General features: G+C 42.0%; 23 protein-coding genes. 12 read left to right on the top strand and 11 right to left on the bottom strand.

What is annotated here, in order from left to right; translation table 11 throughout:
• Nucleotides 1–14 precede the first annotated feature (14 nt).
• The 12 genes from SPSYN_RS12005 (at nt 15) to SPSYN_RS11950 (ending at nt 14,097) form a co-directional block, all read left to right on the top strand.
• Nucleotides 15–2,762, top strand: a complete 2,748-nt coding sequence (locus SPSYN_RS12005; protein ID WP_161822718.1) for a UPF0182 family membrane protein — start codon at nt 15–17, stop codon at nt 2,760–2,762.
• A gap of 252 nt (nt 2,763–3,014) precedes the next feature.
• Nucleotides 3,015–3,785, top strand: a complete 771-nt coding sequence (locus SPSYN_RS12000; RefSeq protein ID WP_161822717.1) for an alpha/beta fold hydrolase — start codon at nt 3,015–3,017, stop codon at nt 3,783–3,785.
• On the top strand, nt 3,778–4,875 hold the full coding sequence (locus tag SPSYN_RS11995; RefSeq protein ID WP_161822716.1) for a 6-phosphofructokinase: 1,098 nt from the start codon (nt 3,778–3,780) through the stop codon (nt 4,873–4,875). The genes SPSYN_RS12000 and SPSYN_RS11995 overlap by 8 nt, the downstream gene beginning before the upstream one ends.
• Before the next feature lie 23 nt (nt 4,876–4,898).
• The gene (locus SPSYN_RS11990) at nt 4,899–5,771 is read left to right on the top strand and encodes a B12-binding domain-containing radical SAM protein (protein WP_161822715.1); all 873 of its coding nucleotides are present in this window, start codon (nt 4,899–4,901) and stop codon (nt 5,769–5,771) included.
• Between the two features lie 91 nt (nt 5,772–5,862).
• On the top strand, nt 5,863–6,351 hold the full coding sequence (locus SPSYN_RS11985; protein ID WP_161822714.1) for a hypothetical protein: 489 nt from the start codon (nt 5,863–5,865) through the stop codon (nt 6,349–6,351).
• Nucleotides 6,348–7,535, top strand: coding sequence for a glycosyltransferase family 4 protein (locus SPSYN_RS11980; RefSeq protein ID WP_161822713.1), 1,188 nt, complete (start codon nt 6,348–6,350; stop codon nt 7,533–7,535). Before SPSYN_RS11985 ends, SPSYN_RS11980 begins: the two co-directional genes overlap by 4 nt.
• Nucleotides 7,536–7,629: 94 nt before the next feature.
• Nucleotides 7,630–8,169, top strand: coding sequence for a DUF2179 domain-containing protein (locus SPSYN_RS11975; RefSeq protein ID WP_161822712.1), 540 nt, complete (start codon nt 7,630–7,632; stop codon nt 8,167–8,169).
• Nucleotides 8,170–8,313: 144 nt separating this feature from the next.
• Nucleotides 8,314–9,783: an IS21 family transposase gene (istA, locus tag SPSYN_RS11970; RefSeq protein ID WP_161822711.1), complete on the top strand. Its 1,470-nt coding sequence runs from the start codon at nt 8,314–8,316 to the stop codon at nt 9,781–9,783.
• Nucleotides 9,780–10,577, top strand: coding sequence for an IS21-like element helper ATPase IstB (gene istB, locus SPSYN_RS11965; protein ID WP_161822710.1), 798 nt, complete (start codon nt 9,780–9,782; stop codon nt 10,575–10,577). The genes istA and istB overlap by 4 nt, the downstream gene beginning before the upstream one ends.
• A gap of 307 nt (nt 10,578–10,884) precedes the next feature.
• Complete coding sequence (locus tag SPSYN_RS11960) at nt 10,885–11,097, top strand: hypothetical protein (RefSeq protein WP_161822709.1); 213 nt, start codon at nt 10,885–10,887, stop codon at nt 11,095–11,097.
• A 560-nt stretch (nt 11,098–11,657) separates the two neighbouring features.
• A complete protein-coding gene (locus tag SPSYN_RS11955; RefSeq protein WP_202623821.1) occupies nt 11,658–12,527 on the top strand; it encodes a Druantia anti-phage system protein DruA in 870 nt (289 codons plus the stop codon).
• The gene (locus SPSYN_RS11950) at nt 12,520–14,097 is read left to right on the top strand and encodes an ISL3 family transposase (RefSeq protein WP_161822707.1); all 1,578 of its coding nucleotides are present in this window, start codon (nt 12,520–12,522) and stop codon (nt 14,095–14,097) included. The genes SPSYN_RS11955 and SPSYN_RS11950 overlap by 8 nt, the downstream gene beginning before the upstream one ends.
• A gap of 682 nt (nt 14,098–14,779) precedes the next feature.
• On the opposite strand, the gene SPSYN_RS11945 is transcribed toward SPSYN_RS11950, so the two are convergent.
• The 11 genes from SPSYN_RS11945 to mutL all read right to left on the bottom strand — a co-directional run bounded on the left by SPSYN_RS11945 (nt 14,780) and on the right by mutL (nt 26,230).
• A complete protein-coding gene (locus tag SPSYN_RS11945; protein ID WP_161822706.1) occupies nt 14,780–15,133 on the bottom strand; it encodes a biotin/lipoyl-containing protein in 354 nt (117 codons plus the stop codon).
• A gap of 514 nt (nt 15,134–15,647) precedes the next feature.
• Complete coding sequence (locus SPSYN_RS11940; protein ID WP_161822705.1) at nt 15,648–15,845, bottom strand: hypothetical protein; 198 nt, start codon at nt 15,843–15,845, stop codon at nt 15,648–15,650.
• Between the two features lie 77 nt (nt 15,846–15,922).
• Nucleotides 15,923–17,446, bottom strand: a complete 1,524-nt coding sequence (locus tag SPSYN_RS11935; protein WP_161822704.1) for an acyl-CoA carboxylase subunit beta — start codon at nt 17,444–17,446, stop codon at nt 15,923–15,925.
• Between the two features lie 378 nt (nt 17,447–17,824).
• Nucleotides 17,825–18,382 (bottom strand): Fe-S-containing hydro-lyase, encoded by a 558-nt coding sequence (locus tag SPSYN_RS11930; protein ID WP_161822826.1) that lies wholly within the window; start codon nt 18,380–18,382, stop codon nt 17,825–17,827.
• 35 nt (nt 18,383–18,417) lie between these two features.
• Complete coding sequence (locus SPSYN_RS11925; protein WP_161822825.1) at nt 18,418–19,260, bottom strand: fumarate hydratase; 843 nt, start codon at nt 19,258–19,260, stop codon at nt 18,418–18,420.
• A 427-nt stretch (nt 19,261–19,687) separates the two neighbouring features.
• Nucleotides 19,688–20,587 (bottom strand): selenium metabolism-associated LysR family transcriptional regulator, encoded by a 900-nt coding sequence (locus SPSYN_RS11920; protein WP_161822703.1) that lies wholly within the window; start codon nt 20,585–20,587, stop codon nt 19,688–19,690.
• A 6-nt stretch (nt 20,588–20,593) separates the two neighbouring features.
• Nucleotides 20,594–21,826, bottom strand: coding sequence for a methionine gamma-lyase family protein (locus SPSYN_RS11915; protein ID WP_161822702.1), 1,233 nt, complete (start codon nt 21,824–21,826; stop codon nt 20,594–20,596).
• Nucleotides 21,827–21,858: 32 nt separating this feature from the next.
• Nucleotides 21,859–22,809: an AAA family ATPase gene (locus tag SPSYN_RS11910; protein WP_161822701.1), complete on the bottom strand. Its 951-nt coding sequence runs from the start codon at nt 22,807–22,809 to the stop codon at nt 21,859–21,861.
• Nucleotides 22,810–22,993: 184 nt separating this feature from the next.
• Entirely contained in the window at nt 22,994–23,236 is a 243-nt protein-coding gene (hfq, locus tag SPSYN_RS11905) for an RNA chaperone Hfq (protein ID WP_161822700.1), read from the bottom strand.
• A gap of 35 nt (nt 23,237–23,271) precedes the next feature.
• Nucleotides 23,272–24,225, bottom strand: a complete 954-nt coding sequence (gene miaA / locus SPSYN_RS11900; protein ID WP_161822699.1) for a tRNA (adenosine(37)-N6)-dimethylallyltransferase MiaA — start codon at nt 24,223–24,225, stop codon at nt 23,272–23,274.
• Between the two features lie 121 nt (nt 24,226–24,346).
• A complete protein-coding gene (gene mutL, locus SPSYN_RS11895; protein WP_161822698.1) occupies nt 24,347–26,230 on the bottom strand; it encodes a DNA mismatch repair endonuclease MutL in 1,884 nt (627 codons plus the stop codon).
• Nucleotides 26,231–26,232 lie beyond the last annotated feature (2 nt).

Raw genomic sequence — 26,232 nt, 5'->3', positions numbered from 1 at the left:
AAGGAGGAGATTTATTGGAAAAAGGTATTAAATGGCTATCCACTACAGTCATCACCATTTTAGTTCTTTTTTTGCTCGTGGCCAAGTGGGGTGCCAACATTTATGTTGACTGGCTGTGGTTCAAGTCCCTGGGCTATGGTAGTACGTTTATCACCATAATAGTCTCCGAAATAGGCCTGCGGACACTGGTTGGCTTAACCACATTTGTATTCATTTTTATAAATTTAATGTTAACCAGAAGACCTGTTCTCCAGAGCATCAGCAATCGGCAGGTAAATAAAACGGATGATGATGTCATTACCATTTATGAATCACCTTTGAACAAGTATGTAACTCCACGCCTGCTCACCATGCTTTACCTAGCCATTAGCATCGCCCTTGGCATATTTGTTAGCACAGCTGTAACTGGTGACTGGGTTATTCTACAAAAGTATCTAAATAGTACGGTCTTTGGCATCACCGATCCTATCTTTAATAAAGATATCGGTACGTATGTTTTCAATTTGCCCTTTTACCAATTCCTGTACCGTCTATTAACCTGGTTTATTTTTCTCGCCGCTTTCACCATCACCATAGTATATTTTTTGGCTGAAGCCAGTAATGAAGGATTCAGCAGGCTATTTAACTCTACTGCGGCCCGGCTGCATCTGTCCTTTTTAGCTGCGCTCTTTTTTATAGTGCGTGCCTGGGGTTACAGATTGGAACAGTACATGCTTCTATATTCCGGCAACGGTGTTACCTTCGGGCCTGGCTATACAGATGTTCATGCGCGGTTGCTGGCCTATAAAGCGCTCTTCTTTATTGCGCTGTTCATAGCCCTGATCATCATCATTAATTTATTTATGCGCCGGTTTAAACTGATCCTCTACAGCATTGGTGCATTGTTTTTAGCATCAATTGTTTTAGGCAGCTTATATCCAACGTTAATTCAAAATCTAATCGTCAAACCAAATGAACTGAACAAAGAATCGCCATATATTGCTAATTCTATCAAATACACCCGAATGGCTTATAATCTTAATCAGATGGAAACTAAAAGATTTCCTGCAGGGCAGGTGCTGAGCAACGCTGATATTGAAAACAACCGGGATACCGTTAACAACATTAGACTTTGGGACTGGCGGCCATTGCAGGAGACCTATCAACAATTGCAAGAGATCAGACCTTATTACGAACTGAAAAATATAGATATCGACCGTTATTCAATTAACGGAGAATATCGTCAGGTCATGTTGGCAGCCAGAGAGCTTGATCAGGCGCAATTACCGGATACAGCCAAAACTTGGATTAACCAGCGCCTTAAGTACACCCATGGTCATGGCATAACCATGAACCCGGTCAATAAAATGACTTCGGAAGGATTGCCGGAGTTATTTATCAAAAACATCCCTCCCAGTAGCACAGTGAACTTAAATGTAACACGACCTGAAATATACTTTGGCGAACTAACTAATAACTATGTGCTGGTCAACACCAAAGCCGAGGAATTTGATTACCCTGTAGGCACTGAAAATGCGTACACTACCTACGAAGGTAAAAGCGGTGTGCCGATCAATGGATTACTGCGCAAAGCTATTTTTGCCCTGGCTTTTAACGATTATAAAATGCTACTGGCCAGTGACTTGAAGAACGACAGTCAAATACTGTATTACCGCAATATACAGGAAAGGGTACCCAAACTAGCGCCTTTTCTAAATTACGACGGTGACCCGTATATTGTACTGGATGATGCCGGTGTACTGCACTGGATGTGGGATGCTTATACCACCACGAATATGTATCCCTACTCCGAGCCCTTCAAAGGAGGGTACAACTACATCCGCAACTCAGTAAAGGTGGTCGTCAACGCTTATACCGGACAGGTGGATTTCTATATAGCCGATGCCAAGGACCCAATTATCCAAGCTTATATTAAGATATTTCCCAGTGTTTTTAAGCCGCTAAGTGATATGCCTGAGGATTTAAAAAGACATATCCGTTATCCCGAAGATATTTTTAATATTCAAGCGGAAAAATATGCTGTTTACCACATGACCAATACCGAAGTATTATATAACCAAGAGGATAAATGGAATATACCAACTGAGAAACATTATGATGAAGAAGTAGTGATGGAATCTTATTACAATATAATCAGGTTGCCGGAAAGTGAAAAAGCTGAATATGTTTTAATTTTGCCTTTCACGCCTAACAACAAAACAAATATGATTGGCTGGATGGCAGCCAGGTGTGATGAACCTAATTACGGCGAGCTAATCGTGTACGAATTCCCTAAGCAGGAATTAGTCTACGGTCCAATGCAGATAGAAGCTCGTATTGACCAGGATACTGTAATTTCTCAGCAACTGACCCTGTGGAACCAGCGAGGTTCATCGGTCATCAGGGGCAATCTGCTAGTTATTCCGGTCATGGACGCCCTACTATATGTTGAGCCGCTATATTTGCAATCCGAACAGAGCAGAATGCCGGAGCTGCGCCGGGTAATCGTAGCCCATAATGACAGGATCGTCATGGAGCCTACGCTGGACATTGCTTTAAACAAAATATTCGGCACAGCAATAAACGATACTACACCGGATAATCAGCAGCAACCGGACACAAACGAACCGCCAATGATGACAATTAATGACTTAATTAAAACTGCAAACAACTTATATAATAAAGCCCAAAGTAAACTACAAAATGGCGACTGGGCGGGTTACGGTGAGGCAATTAATAAATTAAAAGAAACATTGAATGATTTGTCCGCGAAAGCGGAATAGCCTTATAAAATTTTATGGGAAGGAAGTGAGTAATATGTTTTTTGGCAGTTGGTGGCAGGGTATAGTATTCGGCATAGTAACATCTATCGCTATGGCATCCCTTTGTTATGCCTTCGCACTAAAATGGAGTAAGTTTACCGGTGAACTTAAAAAACCTAGTCCATCACACGATGCTCATCATTAAAATCAAATTCATCTGCTAAGCCACCGGTTATAGGGTAGCCGGTGGCTTTTTATAACGGAGGAATATAAGTGCCTAAAGTAGTTATCGATGGTAAAATGTATAATTATGACGCCGGGATCCCTCAACAAAACACTAAATGCGCCATTATTTTTATCCACGGCGCTGGAGGCAGTCATAAACACTGGACCAATCAAACTACGGGGTTAGGTAAAAAATTCTTAACTATAGCAGTTGACCTGCCGGGACATGGTGAGTCGGAAGGTGAACCATTTGACTATCTTGAGGGCTACAGCAATTTTTTATACGATTTCGCAGAGCGTGTATTGGGTACTAGGTTTGTTTTAGCCAGTCATTCAATGGGTGGCGCTATTGCCATGGACTTTGCTCTTCGCTTTCCCGAGCAACTTAGCGGGTTAATTTTAGTGGGCACCGGGGCTCGTATGCGGGTGTCGCCCTACATTTTAAACCTTTTTGCACCCGGCAAGTCTTTTCCCGACTTTGTAAATTTTAGAAATAGTGACGCGGCTAACCCTGAGTTATTCAAACAAGCTGGTATTGATGAAATATATTATCATGATTTTTTATTCTGTGACGGGTTTAATTATAAAGACAGGATTAAAGACATAGCCACGCCCACGCTTATTATTGGAGCCACGGAAGACCCGATCAAGCCGCTCAAGTGTAGTCAGTATATGGCAGATAACATACCTAACTCCCAGTTACGAATAATTGAGCAAGCCGGTCACTTAATGATGTTAGAGAAACCTCAAGAAGTAAACCACTGTATTGAAGAATTTATCACCGGTATGGTGTGTAAAGGGGTGTCTGAACATGGCTAAATCAGTGGTTAAGCACATTGGCGTTTTGACCGGAGGAGGCGATGCGCCAGGTTTAAATGCTGTAATCCGGTCTATTGTTAAAACCGCCATCAGAGAATATCAAATAACTGTCACCGGTTTCGAAAACGGCTTTGGCGGAGTAATCAAGAACCAGGCCAGAGAGTTGACCGAGCAGGACGTTGCGGGTATTCTGCCCAGGGGGGGTACTATTCTCGGCACCACCAACCGTGACAATCCATTTCATTATCCCGTCGTTAAGGGCAATGAAAAAACCTTTGCTGATGTATCAGACCGGGTTTTTGAAAACATCAGCATCCATGGCATTGAAGCACTCATTGTCATTGGCGGTGACGGTAGTCTGGCTATAGGTAAAGAATTGTATGACTTGGGTTTAAACGTTGTAGGTGTGCCGAAAACCATTGACAATGATCTTTCAGCCACTGACCAGACTTTTGGTTTTGATACGGCTCTCACCACAGCCACCGAAGCAATTGACAAGCTACATACCACCGCTGAATCCCATCACCGGGTAATGGTATTGGAGGTAATGGGGCGTTACGCAGGCTGGATAGCATTGGAATCAGGTTTAGCGGGCGGGGCTGACGTGATATTAATCCCTGAAATACCTTACAATATGGATGTCGTGGTACAAAAGATTAATGAGCGCACCCGAGAAAAGAAAAAATTCAGTATCATCGTAGTAGCCGAAGGAGCGAAACCCCAGGGCGGTGAAATGGTAGTTAACAAACATGTGGAAGACAGCTTTGATCCCATTCGCTTAGGCGGTATTGGCAATGTAGTAGCTCAAGCTGTAGAAGCCGCCACCGGCAAAGAATCAAGAGTAACTGTGCTGGGTCACTTGCAAAGGGGCGGGTCACCCACAGCTTACGACCGTATCTTATCTACTCGCTACGGCACAGAAGCCGTCAATTTAGTTGCCAAGGGACTATTTGGCAATATGGTTTGTCTCAAGGGACAACATATTAAGCATGTCCCGTTGGACCAGGCCGTCGGCGAACTGCATAAAGTACCTGTAGATGGAGAACTGGTCCGGGTAGCCAGACACCTCGGCATTTGCCTTGGTGATTAATACAAATTAGAGGGGAGTTTTTTATGCATCTAGAAGCGCCGGTCTACAGACCACCCAGTGAAGCATACAGTCTCATATTTCAGCTTACCATCGGCTGTAGACATAATGCCTGTACTTTTTGCGGGTTGTATAAGGGCAAACCTTACCGCAGTAAAACCTGGGAGCAAATAAAAAAAGATATTGATTCCTGTGCCAATTTAAGAGGTGTACAAAGAGTATTTTTAGCTGACGGCGACGCCCTGGCTGCAGAAACATCTCTGATCTTAAAAACCGCTTTTTACCTGGATAAAAAATTCCCGGGATTGGAACGCATCTCCATGTATGCCGGTCCCAAGGATATTCTAAAAAAGTCAATGGACGAACTTAAAGAAATTCGGGCTAGTAATATCAAGATGCTGTACATGGGCGTAGAAAGCGGAAGTGATAGAATACTGAAAGCTGTGTATAAAGGAGTAACCGCCGAACAAATGGTCGAGGCAGGCAGAAAGGCTTTAGAAGCTGGCTTTGAACTGTCGGTGACCATCATAAACGGTCTTGGCGGTACTGAATTATGGGAGGAACACGCAAGGGAAACCGGTAAAATTATCAGCGCCATCGATCCGACCTATCTAAGTGCGCTTACCCTAATGCCGTTGCCAAATACAGTCTTATACGGCCAAATACAGCAGGGCAAATTTACCGTACCCAACACCATGCATATGTTTAAAGAGATGAAGTTATTATTGGAAAGCTTGGATTTAAACAACTGTATCTTTAGATGCAACCATGCCACAAATTACCTGCCTTTGCGTGGTGTATTAAATAAGGATAGAAAAGATCTGATCAATATTCTAGACCGGGCTATTAACCAGCCGGGAACGATACCCCTAAGGCCTGAAAGTGCAAGAGGCATGTAAAAAGGATTAACGGAATAAAAAAATTATCGGGCAATTGCTTACATTATATGGTATTATATACTTGAATTACCATATTAAGGAGGCAATTGCTTTGTTTATCAAAACTATAATTTCACTCATTCTGAGCATTTTTCTAATTTTATACTGTTCCAACGTTCACGGTGCGATTAATCAGCATACAATATCTATGAGTGTTGAGCAAGCAAGTATTGTTCAGTTAATCGAGCAAGCACTAACTTATGAATGGTGGTCGGAAGAAAAAGACTATCAAGTAGATTTAGGGAAGTTTTATGAAAGCCCAGCTCTTGAGATTGTCACTGATGCAATAAAACAATACCGGGAAACCGATACAGACTGGTACAGCTTGACATTTATAAAAAACTGTCATATTGTTTATAATAATGGAAATATAGCCATTGTTGAAGCATCTGTAATAGAAACCGATGTGACAAAGGAGACACAAACAGGCAAGGGAGTGTTTACTTTACATAAAACCAGTGAAGGTTGGCGTATAAGAGAAATGCATTATGACTGGTACACCCATCATAACCATCTATTACAGGAGGTGACTGCTCTTTGAGCCTGAAAATCGGATTCTTTACAGACAGCTACCTGCCATATACCAGTGGTGTGGTAAGGTCAATAGAAACATTTTCTTCGGAACTACAGGCTCAGGGACATGAGATTTTTATTTTTGCACCAGACTATCCAAATAATCAAGGGCGGTTAGATGAAAACAGAGTTTTCCGTTTTCCTTCTATACCGGCACCAACATACCATGATTTTGCCCTGGCCGTACCATTTTCTATCCGGCTATGGCCTACCCTGAAAAAAATTGGCTTGGATCTTATTCATGTACATTCACCTTTTTTATTAGGTAGTTTGGGTTCGTACAGCGCTAAAAAACTAAATATACCGCTAGTTTTTACATTTCACACCCTTTACGATAAATATGCTTTTTACTTACCACTAGGGAATAATTTCGCACAAAAAATCACTAAGAAATATTGTACTGATTTCTGTAACCATTGTGACTCAGTGATCGTACCCACCGGTATAATAGGTGAACAATTGCGAGAATGGGGGGTTACTACTGAAATAAAAGCTTTACCCACCGGTATTGATATAGACAGCTTTAGGATCGAGGAAAAAAATTGGTTATACCAAAAATATAATATTGATCCTTCTGTGAGACTAATCATATCTGTAAGCCGGCTGGGCAAAGAAAAGAATTTTCCCTTCGTTCTAAAAAGTTTTAAAAAAATTAATGAAGCTTTCCCGAACACCAAACTGATACTGGTTGGGGATGGTCCTGAGAAAGATGCACTGGTTAAATTAGCTGAGCAACTTGGGGTTTCAGAAAAAGTAGTCTTTACTGGCAAGTTACCAAAGGAGGATGTAATCAAAGCTTATAACAGCGCTCATATCTTTATCTTTGCCTCTATTACCGAGACCCAGGGCCTGGTTGTTGGAGAAGCTAAAGCAGCCGGGCTGCCAACAGTTGCAGTAAAGGCTTATGGTATTTCTGAAATGATCCAAGATGGTGTTGATGGCTTTTTAACAAATTTAGATAATGATGAATTTACAGACAAAGTAAATTTGTTGCTCAATGACAACAATTTACGGTTTGCTATGAGCCAAAATGCTTTGCAAAATTCAGAAGAAATATCAGCTAAAAACTTAACGCAAAAACTTATCCAGCATTATTTTGAAGTGATCAAAAGATATAATAAAAAAGACTTAAGACTGCCTAATTTGAGCTAAGAATTTCACCATAAATAGCTTTCATGGGAACACTTGGGTGTTCCTATTTTAATTGGCAAAGAGTTAAAGTAAATCTAGATTTCGGGGGATTGTAATGGAACAATGGCTGCCGCTAATATTTGGTTACTTATTCATTTTCGGTGCCAGGGTTATCGATATGTCCCTGGACGTGATACGCATTTTAATGTTGATGCGGGACCGGCGTGTTTTAGCTGCAGTAATAGGTTTTTTTGAAGTTACTGTATTTGTGCTGGCCTTAAACGAAGTACTCAAGGGCGGTTTAAATGATCCGGGCAAAGTAATTGCTTATGCCGGTGGTTTCGCAACCGGAAACTATATTGGCAGTTTAATAGAAGAACGGCTGGCAATGGGCTATTTATCTATTCAAGTATTTCCACCAATGGATTGCGTAAATGCTCTTGTTGAGCAGATGCGCAATGCCGGTTTTGGTATAACCAGTGTTTCTGGTTATGGTAGAGACGGTGAGAGAATAATATTGTTTATCTTAATTAAACGTAAAGATCTCAATAAAGCTATGCAAATTATTAATAAAACTGACCCGGAAATCTTTTTTAATATATCAGATGCCAAACGCATTCACGGAGGCGTTTTTCCTGTAAGAAAAGGTATATGAAAAAGAAGTCTACATAAAACTATAAACGCTAAAATAATAGTGAGCCATAAATAAGGGAAACGCCAGGAAAAAAGTGATCCACTTTAAATAAAAAAACCCCGTATAATTTAGAAGGATCTGATGCTGTTATGCGGGGGTGAAAGGGTGTCAATTGAAGTGGATATTTATGAAAAGATCCGGCATTTATATGAACATGAAGGCAAATCACAAAGAGCGATTTCCAAAATTCTTGGGGTGTCACGCAATACCGTCAAGAAATATTGCGACGGTTCACACGTGCCGTGGGAACGCCAAGGGAAAAGCGGACGCCGGCAGTACGTGATAACCGATGAAATTATGGAATTTATCAAAAGCTGCCTTGCCTCTGATGAAGCAGAGAATATAAAGAAACAGAAGCACACTGCCAAGCGGATATACGATCGACTAGTGGACGAAAAAGCCTTTAAAGGCGGCGAATCAACGATACGCGAGATAGTAGCCAAGCTTAAAGAAAAGCAGAAAAAGGTATTTATACCGTTATCATATGAACCCGGGGAAGCAATACAAATAGACTGGGGTGAGGCAACAATCTATCTGGCTGGCAAAAAGATCAAGGTAAACCTATTTTGTATGCGTGAGTGTTACAGTGCAGATATATATTGTCGGGCCTTTTACCGCCAGAACGAAGAAAGCTTCCTTGAGGGCCAAATTACTGGATTTGAGTATTTTGATGGAGCACCTAAGCGAATGATATTTGATAATGCAAAGGTTGCAGTAAAAGAAGGCTTTGGTGTACATGCAAAAGCCCAAGATAGATACAAAGCATTATCAGCCCATTACGCATTCAAATGTGAATTTACTAATATTGCAGCAGGACACGAAAAAGGGCTGGTAGAGGGGCTTGTAGGCTGGGTAAGGCGTAATATATTAGTGCCCATACCAAGAGTAGCTACTATGGACGAGCTAAACGCCGAAATATTACGCAGATGCCTCAAATACCGTGAGCACCAAATAAAGGGCAGAGAACAAACCGTAGGTAAAATGGCACTGACTGCAAGAGTAAGGATGACCCAACTGCCCCGATACAGATTTGACCCCAGTAAGAGTATAACCGCAAGAGTTGACGATTTTTCCACGGTAAGATTTGACTACAACCACTACTCTGTACCGGTAAAATATGCCGGAAAAGAAGTTAGCGTTAAGGGTTATGGCAATGAGGTTGTGATGTTCCACCGGAATACTGAGATAGCCAGGTACCAGCGCTGTTACCAAAGAAGACAAACTAAATACAGGCTTGAGCATTACATAGATCTTATAGAAAAAAGGCCCCGCAGCGTATTTAACGCAAAACCCGTAAAGAGCAATATATCAGCTGAATTGCTTGAGATAGGCAAACGGCTATCTGGGCCGCGGGAAATGGTAAAGCTTTTACGGCTACTTGTTGACTATGGAGAGGACAAGCTAATGTCCGCTATAGATAGCATACAAAACCCTGAAATATCTGTAGAGCAAATACGGGCCTACCTGATACCTGTAAATACGCCAGCTAAAATACACTCACGGATAGATATAAAGGTCACAAAACCCCAGCTTAATAAGTATGACAATCTAATGAGCGGGGGTGCTGCAGTATGACCGGAGTAAATTCTGTCCAGATAAACCCCACTAAGGAAACCATAAAACTTTATGCAAAACAACTCAAAACTCCAACGTTTGTAGATTATGAAAATGTTGTTAGACAGTTACAGCCCGGTGACGGATACGATAAATTTCTGTGCCAGCTTATGCAGTTGGAAGTTTTACAGCAACAGGAAGCAGGGCAAAGACGGCGGATTAAAAAAGCTGGGTTTCCTATTATGAAAACCCTTGACGAATTTGATTACACCAGGCTCGAACATGTATCGGAATCTTTCATATGGGAACTTGCCTCTTGTGACTTCATTAAAAACCGGCAAAACATAGTAATGATAGGTAACCCAGGTGCTGGAAAGTCGCATTTGTCCGTAGGGCTAGGCATCAAAGCCTGTTACGCTGGATTTAACGTTAAATTTTATACAGCTACAAACCTTGCAAACGAACTTGCAGAGGCAGTACAGTTCCACCGGCTGTCCAAACTGGAAAAAAGCCTGGCCAAAATTAACTTATTGATAATAGATGAGCTCAGTTACCTGACCTTTAACCGTTACCAATCTGAGATGCTTTTTCAGGTAATATCAGAGCGTTCTGAAAGGGCGAGTATCATTGTGACTACCAATCTTGAGTTCTCCAGGTGGACAGAGCTGTTTGAAAACGAAATCATGGTTGCAGCTTTAATTGATAGGGTGACATTCCGCTCACATGTACTGAACATGAATGTCAAAGAGTCCTACCGCTTAGAACAGACCTTATCAAAAGGAAACGAGGTTAATGAAGAACATATAGAAGATTAGTTAATTATACCACGTCTAACGGGCAGGGTAAAAAATAGGGACCGGCGTGGTAGGAGCTATATGCAGTTGCAATACCTTCCTGGCCGGCTCGGTTTATTTCGGGCCAAAAACAAAGGGGTGAGAATGACAGGTAATTAATACACTGCGGCTATTAGTTTAATACCCCATTTGAACGGGTAAAAAAGCAGTGCAGAAACTGACGTCTTGTCGATGACGGGCAATACGCCGGCAACTACATGCTTTCCGGTCGGTGGGCCAGACGCCCATAATCCCGGGTGTCTTAAAGGAGAGTGATTTATCGGTAGATATGTATAAAAACAGCCTAACCGGCTCCCGTCATATTGTAACAGGTCACGAAACCTGGCAATTGGCGAAGGACCGGGGGGCTATACAGGAACCGTGCACCATTTTTTTAGGTGCCGGTGCTATGCGGACATTGCCTACCCGTACCGGCCCTGTAAACCAGCCTGGTCAGGGATGTATTGCAAATGCATATGACAACTTATGCGTTAACGATTAATCGAAAGCGGCCCTACCCCTGCTCGCTGCTTGGTTGATTCTTTAGCTTACTCATGCTCCCCCTATATTAGGTTATGGACAGTGCCGCCCTGTGGACAACCCTACGGGTTGACACACAGGGCTTGGATAACGCTTCGCGTTAACCACACTGCCCACAGCCATAGCTACTTAAAAAAATAACCACCATAATCACTAAAACTAAATAGGAAGACCCATGTTAAAAATCAACGTAAGACGTTTTCATTACCCTGGTGGTATATTGAGTTTGACAACATACCACCAGGAAAACTAAAGCATACTCGTTGATAAGTGGATCAATATTTTCACAGCAGTTTTCCCAAAGTGGCTCACTTTTTTTCCAGCGTTAGTGGCTCAACATTTTTCCAGCGAGTGGCTCACAATTCTGGTTCTTCCGCACTTTTGATACAAGGCCCATAATCATCTTTATAGTTCGTTATATTCTAAAAACGACAATCATACCTAAATAGCTCATGTATACTTCATAAAACAATGCTGGTCTTCTTATTGTTATTATGCTAAAATCCTTCCATGAGCGAAATATTGATTATCCAAGAACGGAAAATAACTACTGAAGACATTAAGTTCATTAAGGGACTTATGGACTCTAATCCTACCTGGCTGCGTACACGGTTATCCAGAGAGCTTTGTGCCCTTTGGGACTGGCGAAACGCAAAAGGCCAGTTGAAGGATATGGCCTGTCTTGCACTTCTTAAGAAACTGGAAAAGCACGGCTTCCTAACTTTACCCCCTTCCCAACAATGGGGCCGAAAGGGTAATGAAAAAAAGGTTATTAATTACATACCCCATTTAAAATCCAGTATTACCGGCGCACTTGATAACGTCCTCCCTTTGCAGATAAAGCCAGTTGAAGGTAAAGACGAGCTTAGCCTTTTAAAGTGTTTTTTTGATCAATATCATTACCTGGGGTGGAGCGGTACAGTCGGTGAAAACATGAAATACATGGTTTGGGATTACAAACAAAATCCCTTAGCCTGCCTATTATTTGGTGCAGCCGCCTGGGCATGTTCTAGCAGAGATCAATTTATTGGCTGGGATGCCCGAACTCGAAAAACAAATATTCACCTAATTACTAATAATACACGTTTTCTAATCCTACCCTGGGTGAAAGTACGTTACCTGGCTAGCCATATTCTGAGTCAAATTATCCGCCGTATTAGTAAAGATTGGTACGACAAATACGGTCATCCTGTCTATTTACTGGAAACATTTGTTGAGGCACGCCGCTTTCAGGGTATCAGCTATCAGGCTAGCAACTGGGTTTATGTAGGTAAAACGCAGGGACGAGGTCGTAACGACCGTCACCATAATTCTTCCCGGGTGCCTATAAAGGACATCTATCTCTATCCATTGGCCGGAAATTTCCGAGAGGTGCTCATGAAAAATGAGTAATCCCCTGCCGATTATGCCTTTGGCCGATGGTCTTAAATTAGTTGTAATGAAGCAGGAAGCCGGGACTATCCACTTGGTAATGGAGACGACTAGTCCTTTTGCAACATGCCCTGTTTGTGGCAAAGCTTCAAATAAAATCAGAAGCTTTTATAAACGAACTTTGCGCGATTTGGCCTGGTGTGGCACTCCGGTGATAATCCGTCTTACGGCTCGCCGATTCGCCTGTATTGATAGGGACTGTCAACAACGGATCTTTTGTGAGCGAATACCTGAACTAGTCCCGGCCCATGGACGGCGTACCGCACGTTTTACCGAAACGTTATCCGCTTTAGGCAGGGCTAGCAGCGCTGAGGCCGCCACCCGCCTTGCCCGCAAAATAGGACTATCTACCAGTGCTGATACTGTTTTGCGTGCTATCCGTGCAACCCCGGAACCTAAGATGCCTACCCCGCGCGTGTTAGGTGTAGACGATTGGGCTTGGCGAAAAGGGCATTCCTACGGTACTATTCTTGTTGACTTGGAGACACATAAGGTAGTTGACCTGTTACCTGACCGGCAAGTATCCACGTTACAACAATGGTTGCAGGTCCACCCGGGCGTGGAAATAATTAGCCGTGACCGTTCCCAGTCCTATGCTAAAGCAGCTCAAATGGGAGCACCAAATGCACAGCAAATTGCTGATCGCTGGCATTTGCTAAAAAATCTTGGTGAGGCTTTGGAACGTTGGTTTCACCGGCTTCGGCCCAAATTGTCACAAACCGTTTCAGAAGTGGAACCACGTAATCAGGTCATAGATAATTCCTCAACCGAATCAACACTGGGTCAGCATAACCGGCAGGTGCGTTTTGATGAGATTCAAAACCTAAAAAAGCAAGGCCTATCCCTTCGAAAAATTGCAAGAATCTTAAAACTAAGCCGTAATACTGTTCGCAAATATGCTTCTGTAGAACAATGCCCGCAAGCGGCCCAGCGTATACCTTCCAAAACACTGTTGGATAACTACATAGGCCACCTCCAAAAACGATTAGCTGATGGCTGTCACAATGGTCGTATATTGTTTGAAGAGATTCTAACTATGGGCTACCAGGGATCTCGACCTACTGTAGCCCGCTGGATAAGAGAACAAAAGAGCATTGATCACAAAGATGAGGAGCAGCCTAAAACACAGGTCAAATCAATTGCACCACGAAAGCTTCAATGCTGGTTTTTGACACGATTACATAAATTGCCTCGAAAAGCAACAAGAACATTAACTAAACTCCTTACGGATATTCCTGAGTTGAAACGGGGGTATGCTCTTGTCCACCAATTTCATACTATGGTGCGTTATCGAGCTGGACATGCTCTCCCGGCATGGTTAAATGCCGTACATAAAAGTGGAATTCCTGAACTCAAGAAATTTGCCGTTTCGCTAAATAAGGATTATGATGCTGTTTATGCTGGCTTGACTGAGTCATGGAGCCAGGGGCCTGTAGAAGGAATCAATAACCGTTTGAAACTAATAAAACGTTTAATGTTTGGCAGGGCAAGGTTTGATTTACTTCGCAAACGGGTTCTTCTAACTCTATAAACCTGAAAATAACTTGTATTACAAGCATTGCTAATTAGCATCAAAAGTGCGGAAGAACCACAATTCTCTTGACAATCGCATAAAACGTAATGCATTAAATCTATGGTTTCCATCATTAAATAAATGGAAACCATATTTTATCAAATTTAATTTACCTTTTTAATTTACCTTGCAAGGCCGACTAACCATTGATGCATTTTCAATTTATTCTAGACTTAGGCTATTCCGGTCATTCGAGTATGGGGTTAGTACATATATAAGCACAGCATAATGTCAAAGCCGTACTCAAAGTTGTGCTTAGCATAGACTTACAGCACCGGGCTAACTCTCAAACGCTCAAGAACTGCAAAATGAATAAGATAAATACAGGTGGGGTTCTGTGTTCGCTATTTAAGTTTACATAATACTTATTATCGGAAGTTTGATGTATTGTATTTGTATAACATCCATCAGACAACCACTTCTTTTTACAAACTGTTCTGATGCAGAGATACTCAACAGGCCATCGCTATCAGAATTTATTCTAATAACTGTATATTAGGTTCGTACCAAAACAAAATCCTTGCTCAACTGTCTTAAATACAAACTAAAAAACACAAGTCCTAAAAATAGGCTTGTGTTTTAGTTTCACTTCACAGTAGTCCATTGCTGGCCATCGGCCAACAATCAAAAACCTAAGTTATTATTCTATTACTATTAACAATTCATCACTTTGTACTACCTGTCCTTTTTTCACAAGCAATTCTTTTATCATACCAGCGATAGGAGCGGTAATTTCATTTTCCATTTTCATAGCCTCTAAAATAATCAGTACATCACCAACATTAACCTGGTCGCCAACAGATACTTTGATTTCATTGACATTGCCAGGCAAGGGGGCTGTCACATTATTCAGCCCGTGCACCGTCGAATAAGTTTTGCCTTTCTTAGTAACAGCTTGTGCAACTACTTTGGTTTGTGTGGGTAATGTGGTAGTTAACTCTTCTACTTCCACCTCAAAGGTTTCCCCGTTGACAACAATCTTAAATTTTTTCATTTATATACCCATTCCTTTCGCCTCGCTCAAGGCACAAAATGTTATGAAATGTGTTGGCTTCTTCAGCATTGGTATATATGTGTAGATTGCCTTTCCAAGCACAAATGTGTGACTTCGAGCACGAAGAATTATCTTTGTATAAACATTAATCGTTTAAAACCAGGCAATCAGTCAATGCTGTCTATCCCCGTAATTTTATGAAAGGAATTTTCTCTATAGCTTAAAAAATCGTTAACCAATTTGTTTTGGCATTGATGTCCATAAAACTTTTGTTGTTGCTTGTATTACCTCTACTAATAAAGGGGTTACAACTACGAATAACGAAAGTGCCGGAGAGAAAAAGTAACCCATAATTTCTTTTTAAGTCATCATTGGATGGCTTTTTTGCTATGCTCGTTACGTTACAATAATTCCGGACAACTTATTTCAGACTTTTATTACCTCCCCAGCATTGAGAAATGGAACTGCAAAAGCTATCAGGCCAGTCAATCTCAGCTTTAGCAGCAACCCCTTGTTATTTAAGGCTATCCCTGCCCGTCATTATTTCAATCATACCTTGATATTTCCAAGGATCCATCTGACCATTTTTTTTAATTCCCACTACCCGGTCACCAGGATTTAAATATCCACCCACCGCCAGTGCAGCAGTAATAACTGCCGCAGTCTTGGGTTCAACTGAAAGCTTGGTACCATTCTCTAACCTTGCTCCCATTTTCTAGTCCCTCCACTTAACCAACGTTGTTACGTTGTTGCTCTATTCCCCTTTTGAAAAAGGTTGCTCCTAGCCCTCTACACGGGTATATTGCCATGTTTTTTTCGGGGCCGAATTTCCCGCTTGCTACTCAGCGCATCCAGGGCGTCGATAATCTTAACCCTGGTATCCCGCGGGTCAATAACCTCACACACATAACCCTGAGAACTGGCCACGTATGGGTTAGCAAAATTGTCCCTGTACTCTTGCACTAAACGTTCTCTTTCCGTTTCCGGATCTAAGGCGTTAGCAATTTCATCACGCTTAACAATATTAACCGCACCCTCAGGTCCCATAACCGCAATTTCAGCAGTAGGCCAAGCATAAACAATATCAGCTCGCAAAGAACTGCTGCACATGGCAATATATGCTCCACCATAAGCCTTGCGTAATATAACGGTAATTTTGGGCACAGTAGCTTCAGAATAGGCATAGAGCACCTTAGCACCATGCCTGATTATGCCGCCAAATTCCTGGGCTGTTCCAGGTAAGAACCCCGGCACATCCATAAACGTAACCAGGGGGATATTAAAAGCATCACAGAACCGGATAAAACGGCTTATTTTATCTGATGCATTGATATCCAAAGAGCCGGCCATAAAACTCGGCTGGTTAGCAATAATACCCACAGACTGACCATATATTCTAGCAAAGCCAACGACTGCATTTCTGGCGTATACCGGTAGTACTTCCATGAATTCACTGCCATCAACGATGGCAGTAATAATTTTCTTCACATCATATGGTTTCTGGGGTTTGTCCGGTACAATATCAAGCAGTTCTTCGCTATCCATTTCCGGTTCCCTGACAGCATAACAAGGCGCTTCCTCCAGGTTGTTAGACGGCAAAAAACTCAACAGTTGTTTAACCATATCCAAGCAGTGTTCTTCATCCTCACCCATAAAGTGAGCCACTCCGCTGGTTTTGTTATGGGTTAGGGCTCCGCCCAACTGTTCCATAGATACTTCTTCCTTAGTTACAGCCTTTATCACCTGCGGACCGGTGATAAACATTTGCGAAGTGCCATCAACCATAAATATAAAATCAGTTAGCGCAGGTGAATAAACTGCCCCACCAGCGCAGGGTCCCATAATAACGGATAATTGCGGGATGACCCCTGAAGCTATCGTATTGCGAAAAAATATTTCCCCATATCCATTTAAAGCTTCCACACCCTCTTGGATACGTGCCCCTCCAGAATCATTTAAACCAATTATCGGGGCACCCATCTTCAAGGCTAAATCCATCACATTACATATCTTTTTAGCATGGATTACGCCTAGCGAACCACCGTTTACCGTAAAGTCCTGAGCATAAATGTATACCTTTCGGCCATTTATCTGCCCATATCCGGTGACAACACCTTCACTTGGGTTATTAGTTACATCCCCGACATAAACATCAATTTCCCTGAAAGTGCCGGGATCAAAAAGATAATCTATTCTTTCTCTAGCTGTTTTTTTACCTGACACGTGATGTTTGGCAATCTTTTTTTCACCACCGCCGGACTGCACTTTAGCCCTCAGTACCTGTAGTTGTTCAAGTCTGTCCTGCATACTCATACTTAGCAAACCCCCTCAAATCGCTTCATACAATCAAAACCAGCAGGCCACCAGTTTGAATTCAGAATGCATAAAGAATTTTTTGTGGCACTAACGTCATACTGGTTTTTCTTTTTTCTATTACTTATGACCAATCTTTCAATAGCGCACCAGCATGTCCCAAGCATTTTCCTGGCGGAGCACTTTTACTTGCAATATAAATACCACTGGTTTACTTGTCAGCCTCTTTCTCTATATGGTCGCCCATACCCTGTATCATTTTAGCTGCCACATCCGATAGCCACCGTCCTAGCTTGGGGTACATGGATGTCAATGGTATTGAATAGAACTTTGCCTATATACTCAAACCATTTCACAGCCATCCTCCCAACCCTTCAATTAACTGGTCGCAGCATACATTTTAATACCTTCTTCGTATAAATCTCCACCTTGCGTGTCATTAACAACAATCACGGGAAAATCTTCGACTGCCAACCGATAAATCGCCTCCGGACCCAATTCCGGGTAAGCAACTACTTCACATTGCTTGACCGTTTTACTGATAAGGGCAGCCGCTCCGCCAACAGCAGCAAAATATACCGAATTATACTGTTTTATTGCCTTGATCACCTCGGGTGACCGCTTACCCTTGCCCACCATGCCTTTTAACCCCAGCGCAATTAACTTTGGAGCATATAAATCCATCCTCCCACTCGTGGTGGGACCGACTGATCCGATAATTCTACCGGGCTTGGCTGGAGATGGCCCTGCATAATAAATAATCTGCCCATTCAAAGTTATTGGCAAATCCTGGCCATTATCAATTAATGCAACCAGCTTTGCGTGCGCTGCATCACGGCCAGTATATAAAAAACCATTAATTAGAACCTTTTGACCAATCCGGAGTTGTTTAATAATATCATCGGTGACAGGGGTCTTCAGTCTAATGGGAGTCATGGATATATTTTCTAACATATTTTCACCCCACCGCCTTATAAAATAATTTCTTTATGCCTGCTAGCATGGCAATTGATATTAACCGCAACTGGCAGGCTGGCAATGTGGGTAGGGAAAACTTCCACATGTACGGCTAGAGCTGTAATACGTCCCCCCAAGCCTTGGGGCCCAATCCCCAGCTTATTTATACTAATCAGCAATTCCCTTTCCAAATCTGCCAATTCCGGACTGGGGTTTGGTTTACCAACTGCCCGTAATAATGACTCCTTAGCCAACAAGGCTGCTTTTTCAAACGTTCCGCCGATACCAACGCCAACAATAATCGGTGGGCATGGGTTTGGTCCGGCTGCCAGTACAGTATCCAGTACAAATTGCTTAACTCCTTCTACCCCTTCAGCAGGCTTCAGCATTTTTATTGCACTCATGTTTTCACTACCACCCCCTTTAGGGGCTACCATTATTTTAAGTTTATCACCTGGTACTAATTTATAGTATACCACTGCTGGTGTATTATCACCAGTATTAACCCGATCTAACGGGTGTCTTACTATAGATTTTCTTAGGTAACCTTCGGTATATCCCCTACGTACACCCTCATATATGGCATCTTCAAAGGAGCCTCCCTCAATATGAACATCCTGTCCAAGTTCTACAAAAACCACTGTAAACCCGGTATCCTGGCACATGGGGACTTCTTCCTTCTCAGCAATATTTGCGTTATCAATTATCTGTTTGATAATCTCTTTACCAGTTAGAGAAATTTCTTCTTCATACGCCTTTTGCAGAGCACTTATCACATCTTGATCAAGGAAATAATTAGCATCAATACAAAGTTTAGCAACCGCCTGTGAGATATCGGCAACATCAATCGATTTAATGGTGTTTCCCCCCTTGTATATCTATAACAATACACTTAACCCACTTTGTTATTCTATTTATGTTAAATTTTAACACAAATATTCTTTAATATATATCCTTTTCCTTAAATTTGTAAAACTTTTTATTCACAAAAGTCTGAATCTTTGCTTTACGTCGTATATAATTGATTACCCCACATTATATAATAACGTTAATAAATCCTTTTAGCAAAAACATATTAGCTAAAATTGCTTTCACTGTCCATAACTACCTGCTCAGACTTGAAGATAAAGTTTGCATATATATCAAAAACAACAATTCGGCTGCATCCTGAAAAAAAAACAGGCTGTCGCCCGTATTGGTTAAGATGTTTAAATACTGGGTACAGTCTTAATAAAATCAATAAACTCCTTAATGTTAAAAGGCAATAAAGAGTTTTTAAATATATTAATTACAAGCTACATCGTATTTTTTGAGTACATCCATGAATGCGTCAGCAGCATAGTTGGCAATACCAGGATGGTATCTAGCCAAATAAAAACTCCTGGTCATGTCAATACCGTTTAATTTGGTTCTACCCATTTTGCCAGCTTCAATAATATCTGCTGCTGCCCAACTAGAGACTAGTGCTATGCCCATACCGGCCTGTACAGCACTCATTACCGACCTGGTACTGCCTAACTCCATTTCAATCTTGAGGTCATCAATAGAAATGCCATGTTTTTCGAGAATATCAAACATTGATTTTCGGGTGCCGGAACCTTCTTCCCGCAGTATCAGCTTTTCATTAACCAGTTCAGAGACATCAATGGTCTTCCCGGACCAGTGGTGACCTGGCGGAACGACCAGCACCAATTCATCATCAAGCCATTTAGTAAACTCTACATTTTCTTGCTGCCCCAAGGCACCTACTACGCCCAGGTCAATGTCTCTTTCCTGTAACCACTTGAGCACATCACCACTACCAGCAATACGCAGGTTTACCCGCACTCCGGGATATTTGCTCCTAAAATCACCGATAATGATGGGTAAAAGATATTCCCCTGGAATAGTACTTGCCCCAATAACCATATGACCAGCCTTTAATCCTCGCAGAGCATCTAGTCCCGCTTTTATTTTATTATAATGACCCAACATCTGCTTAGCCTCGGGATAAAGTAACCTTCCTGCCTCTGTAAGGGCAACTTTTCTTTCACTTCGCTGCAAAAGAGTGACACTGAGATCTTCCTCTAAAGCTTTAATCTGAAAGCTAATTGCAGGCTGACTCATGTATAATTGCCTGGCGGCCCTAGTAAAACTCTGTAGTTCGGCTACCCGGACAAAAGCTTCCAACTGTTTAAAATTCATTCTTTATCACCGCCGTAAAATTTCCTCGGCCGCCTTTATTAAGCTTATTTTGGTGTATTGATAAGAAAGACCACCTTGGTAATAAGCTATATACGGTTCTCGCAAAGGTGCATCTGCAGTAAACTCTAACGAAGCACCTTGTATAAAAGTTCCAGCGGCCATGATGACTTGATGTGAATAACCAGGTATTGGAGCAGGGACTGGTACTACATGACTATCCACCGGCGAAGCATTCTGCACACCCCGGCAAAATGCCTGTAAGAGTTCCGCAGAACCAAGCTTAATAGCCTGAATAATATCAGTACGGGGCGTCTCCGGATTTGGATAAACTTCATAGCCTAAAGCTTCAAAAAAACATGCCCCCCAAATAGCACCGCGCAATGCTTCCATAACAGTATGGGGAGCCATATAAAACCCCTGATAAAACTGACGCTGCCACTCTAACGTTGGCCCTACATCGGCTGCGATACCAGGAGCAGTTAAGCGCTTGGCGGCCAAATGGACAAGATGTTGTTTGCCCGCAACGTAACCTCCAGTCGGAGCCAAGCCCCCTCCTGGATTTTTAATTAACGAACCGGCAATCAAATCAGCACCGTGTTCAGTTGGTTCGGATTGTTCCACAAATTCACCGTAACAATTGTCTACAAATATCACGGTATCCGGCTGCCTTTCCTTAATAAACCGGCAAAGCTTGTCCAACATAATCATATTTAAGGAAGGCCTGGTACTATAACCGCATGAGCGCTGAAGCAGCACCATTTTAACAGGCTGACGCAACGCGTCTTCAATACTAGACCAGTCAAGCTGTTCATTTGGTAATAATTCTACTTGCCGGTATTTGACCCCCTTGCTGCATAATGAACCTTCGACAGCCTGTTGAGCACCAATAATTTCCTCTAGTGTATCATACGGTTTGCCTTGCACAGTTAATAATGTATCACCGTTCTTTAACACACCAAACAAGCATAAGGCAATAGCATGGGTACCACTCACTATCTGCCCTCTCACCAGAGCGTCCTCGGTGGCAAAAACCCGGGCATATACCTTTTCCAGTATCTCCCTGCCTTCGTCATCATAACCGTAACCAGTTGAACCCTTAAGATGGTAGGAACTCACCCGCATCTCTCTAAAAGCATCTAGTACTTTGCAATGATTTGCATATTCTATAGGTTTTAAGCTACTTATTATTTCTTCAGCCCTTTGATCAACTCCTGCAACAAAACTAGTTAAATCTTTCAACTGTACCTATCCACTCCTTGGTATTTTAATGATTAGTTTTGAACGCTTTCCCTTGCACCCAAGATATCCTCCCGACTTAACACTACTAAATCTTCCCTGGTTAACTCCTTCTGGTCCATGAGCCGCACCGCCTGTACACGCATAGCCCTTTCAATTAAATTGCGCACCAACCTAGCGTTGCCGTTATGCTCATGCAGTCGGGGCATGGCTTCAATGATCATACGCAGTTCTTCCTTAGCTCCATTGGATAAAATATACTGTCTTTGTTGCAGCATCATATCTGCTATAGCAAGTAATTCATCTGTCGAATAGTCGGGAAAATTAATATGTATAGGAAACCGAGAACGCAAACCTGGGTTGGTTTGCATAAATTTATTCATTTCCTCTCCGTAACCAGCCAGGATAATAATTAAATTGTCCTTGTGATCCTCCATGCCTTTAACTAAAGTATCAATGGCTTCCTTACCAAAATCTTTTTCTCCGCCCCTGGCCAAAGAATACGCCTCGTCGATAAACAAAATCCCACCCAGTGACTTTTTAATTTGCTCCCTTGATTTTTGAGCTGTATGACCTATGTATTCTCCAACCAAATCAGCCCGTTCTACCTCAACTAAATGACCCTTTGGTAAAATACCCGCTTCCCGAAATAATTTACCCAGGATCCTGGCTACTGTAGTTTTTCCAGTGCCTGGATTCCCTTTAAATACCATATGTAGTGTTTGAGATTCAGTGTGTAGTTTTTCTCTGGTACGACGTTTTTGAATTTCCATAAATGCATATATTTCATTGATATGTTTTTTTACATTACTTAAGCCTACTAGGGCATCCAGCTCTTTTTTAATCTCATGGATATTATTCTCCGCATCAACAACCTTGACCCCGTGCTTTTCAGGAACTAATAAAATCTTATCAGTTTGCTGGGTATCTTTCTCCTCACCCATACCCTTGCCACCTGTGTTATGCCACATTTTAATTTTAACCATTCCATCACCTCACCGAGCCTTTATATATGTCTATGCGTCGGTCAGGTGAACCTGACTAAAAATTAAAGTCTCTCTAAATAGAGAGACCAAGTCAAACTGCAGGTCTGAGAGTACAGATACAGTGAACTAATAAACTGGCATTTATTACCAATAACTAAAGACGTGGTCCTTAATACCCTATTATTCAGCTAGGCTTATAATCAGAAAAAGATGTGTTGACCGGTTTCATAGGACTAACGGTAGAAATGGCATGCTTATAAACCATCATTTGTTTGCCATCACTTTCCATAATAACCGTAAAATTATCAAATCCCTTAATCATACCCTTTAATTGAAAGCCATTAACCAAAAAAATTGTTACCGGGATATTATCTTTTCTGACCTGGTTTAAATAGGCATCCTGTAAATTTATCTGGGGTTTTGTCATATAGTTCCCTCCGTTAGCATTTTATATTTTTATTTCTACTGACACTGGGCATTTAGCCATAAGTTTTTTATAACTTCTGTAACTTTATTAATTGTATCATACTTCTCCATATCTATCCATTTGATACTACTATATCGTCTAAACCAAGTCAACTGCCGCTTGGCCAATCTTCTTGTATTTCTTTTCAGTAACTGCACCGCTTCATCTAGCGAATACTCGTTTAATAAAAAACCGACAATTTCTTTATAGCCCAATCCCTGCATGGCAACCAAGTTACGCTGATAACCGGCATCCAGTAAACCTCGCACCTCCGTTACCAAACCTTGTTTGATCATCTTATCCACCCTGGCTTCGATACGCTGGTATAGTGTCTTGCGATCGTAATATAGAACAACGAATATTACCTCGTAATCCCGGTAGATTTGTTTATTAGCATTTCTAAATAGAGCACCAGTCGTACCTGTATGCTTGTATATTTCCAGTGCCCGAATGATTCTCTTTAAATCGTTGACATGTATACGGGCAGCGGTTTCCCGGTCGTATATTTGAAGTAGTTTATATACAGCTTCGTTCCCTTTATCCTCAGCCATTTGGTGCAGGGACTTTCTTAACTCCCTATCCACCGTTGCTCCACTAAAATCATAGTTGTAAAGTACTGCATCTATATAAAAACCGGTTCCCCCTACCAATAAAGGTATTTTACCGCTAAGATAGATGTTTTCGATGGCCTCCCTGGCTAATTGCTGATAACAAGCCACCGAAAAATCTTCACTGGGGTCAATAATATCTATCAAATGATGGGGAATACCTTTCATTTCCTGCATCGTAGGCTTGGCAGTACCTATATTCATATAACGGTAGATCAACATGGAATCAGCTGAAACCACTTCACCATTAAGATTTTGTGCCACCTCTACGGCTATTTCAGTTTTACCGGTAGCCGTAGGACCAGCAATAACCATTAAAGGTATTTTAGCATTATGTTTCATAACCATCCCATATCATCAATCCTAACATACCAAATAAACTGTTGTAGATCTGTTAACACTTATCAATTCATTTTTTCCAGAACAGACCAATTTTATACCGCAATCAATGCTAACACTCCGGTTAAGTACGTTTAAACATGGCATCAATCTCCCGTCGGGTGAAGGATACCGTAGTTGGGCGGCCATGTGGACAGGTATATGGTTCATCAGCCCTAGCCAAACGCGCGATAAGCATTTGCATAGCTTCCATAGACAGCCTGTCCCCTGCCTTAATGGCTGCTTTACACGCCAATAGAGCAGCTACTGCATGTTTATTTTCAGCTTCACCAGGTTTACCTTGTTCAATAATGGTCTCAACTAGGTCTGCAATCAATTGTTCGCTCTCTCTAGGGGAGCAATCCACCGGTATACCACGCAGTAACAAACTATCTCGCCCAAAATCTTCAAAGACAAAGCCCACGGCTTGCAAATTAGCAGCATATTCCTTGAGCAATTCTTTTTCATGTAATCTTAAGCTGATATTAACCGGGGTTAATAAATACTGCACTTCCGGTGTGCTTCTATTTAATGTATATAGAAACTTTTCAAATAAAATGCGTTCATGGGCGGCATGCTGATCAACCACAAAAAAACCATCCCCGGTCTGAGTTAGAATATACGTATTCATTAATTGACCTATAACATGTAAATCTGGAAACGCGCAGTTATTTCTGTAATCGTTGGCCATTTCAGCTAACTGGCTGAAGGCATTTTCAACTTCAGTTATATGGGTTGGTGTTATATCGCATCCAGTATTGGGATCCGGTCCTTTCGACAGCTCGCCTTCTAGACCTATCGGCAACACAGGCGCTGCCGGAATATCGACCATGGTACTAGTTTGCTTGCCATTCCAATTTGCTGCAACCATATCATTAATTTTACTCTTTGGGGTTATAGGATATTGCTTTGTATTTATTGGAAATTGAAGCTTATATGGCTCACTGGCAGCAGGCAGTTTGGACTGACAAGGAATTAAGTTTGTTTCCCTAAGCGCTCTGCTGGCCGCTGAAATAACCAACCTCATTACTTGTTCTTCATTCTCCATTTTTATTTCCATTTTGGCCGGGTGTACATTCACGTCAACTTGTTTAAACGGGAGCCAAATTAAAATAACCGCTACCGGGTAGCGGCCAACAGTTAATTTACCCCGGTAAGCCTGTTCGAGTGCCGTATTAACGGCTGAACTGTGGACAAGCCGCCCATTCACCGCCACAGTCATGTGCTGGCGTGTGCTGCGGCTAAGCTCAGGTTTACTGATATATCCATCTATTTTAACACCAGCTTCTTCACCGGTTATCGGCAGCATCATTTTAGCAGCGCGAACATCATAAACCGAGGCCAACACATCATGCAATTTACCAGAACCTGGGGAACGGAAAACTTCTCTCCCGTTGTGATTAAATATAAATTTAGTTTGCGGTTTGATTAGTGCCATTTTATAAACAAAATCTGCTATAAGCCCACCCTCTGTAGTCTTGGACTTTAAATGTTTGCGACGCGCCGGAGTGTTAAAAAAAATGTCCTTGACACTAATCATTGTACCCACCGGACAGCCAACCGGTCCATTATGTAGCACTTGCCCACCCTGAATAACCATCTGAAAACCTTCGTGATTGGTTGGTACTCTTGTTTTTATGGTCAGATGTGCCACAGAAGCAATGCTCGGCAGTGCTTCGCCCCGGAAACCTAAGGTACGAATATTCTCTAGGTCAGCCGAGCTTATAATTTTACTGGTGGCATGACGGTGAAAAGCCAGGGGGGTATCCTCCTGGCTAATGCCACACCCGTTGTCCACCACCTCAATGGCGCCAATACCTCCGTTGGTGATGGCTATGTTTACCAGATCAGCATCGGCATCCAGCGAATTCTCCACTAGTTCCTTTACAATGGAAACAGGTCGTTCAATCACCTCGCCTGCCGCAATACGACAGGCTGTATCTTCATTTAATAAGATAATTTTAGGCATTT

This window comes from Sporotomaculum syntrophicum (genome assembly GCF_009932395.1).
GTDB lineage: Bacteria > Bacillota > Desulfotomaculia > Desulfotomaculales > Desulfallaceae > Sporotomaculum > Sporotomaculum syntrophicum.
This window is presented reverse-complemented; position numbering and strand designations above follow the sequence as displayed.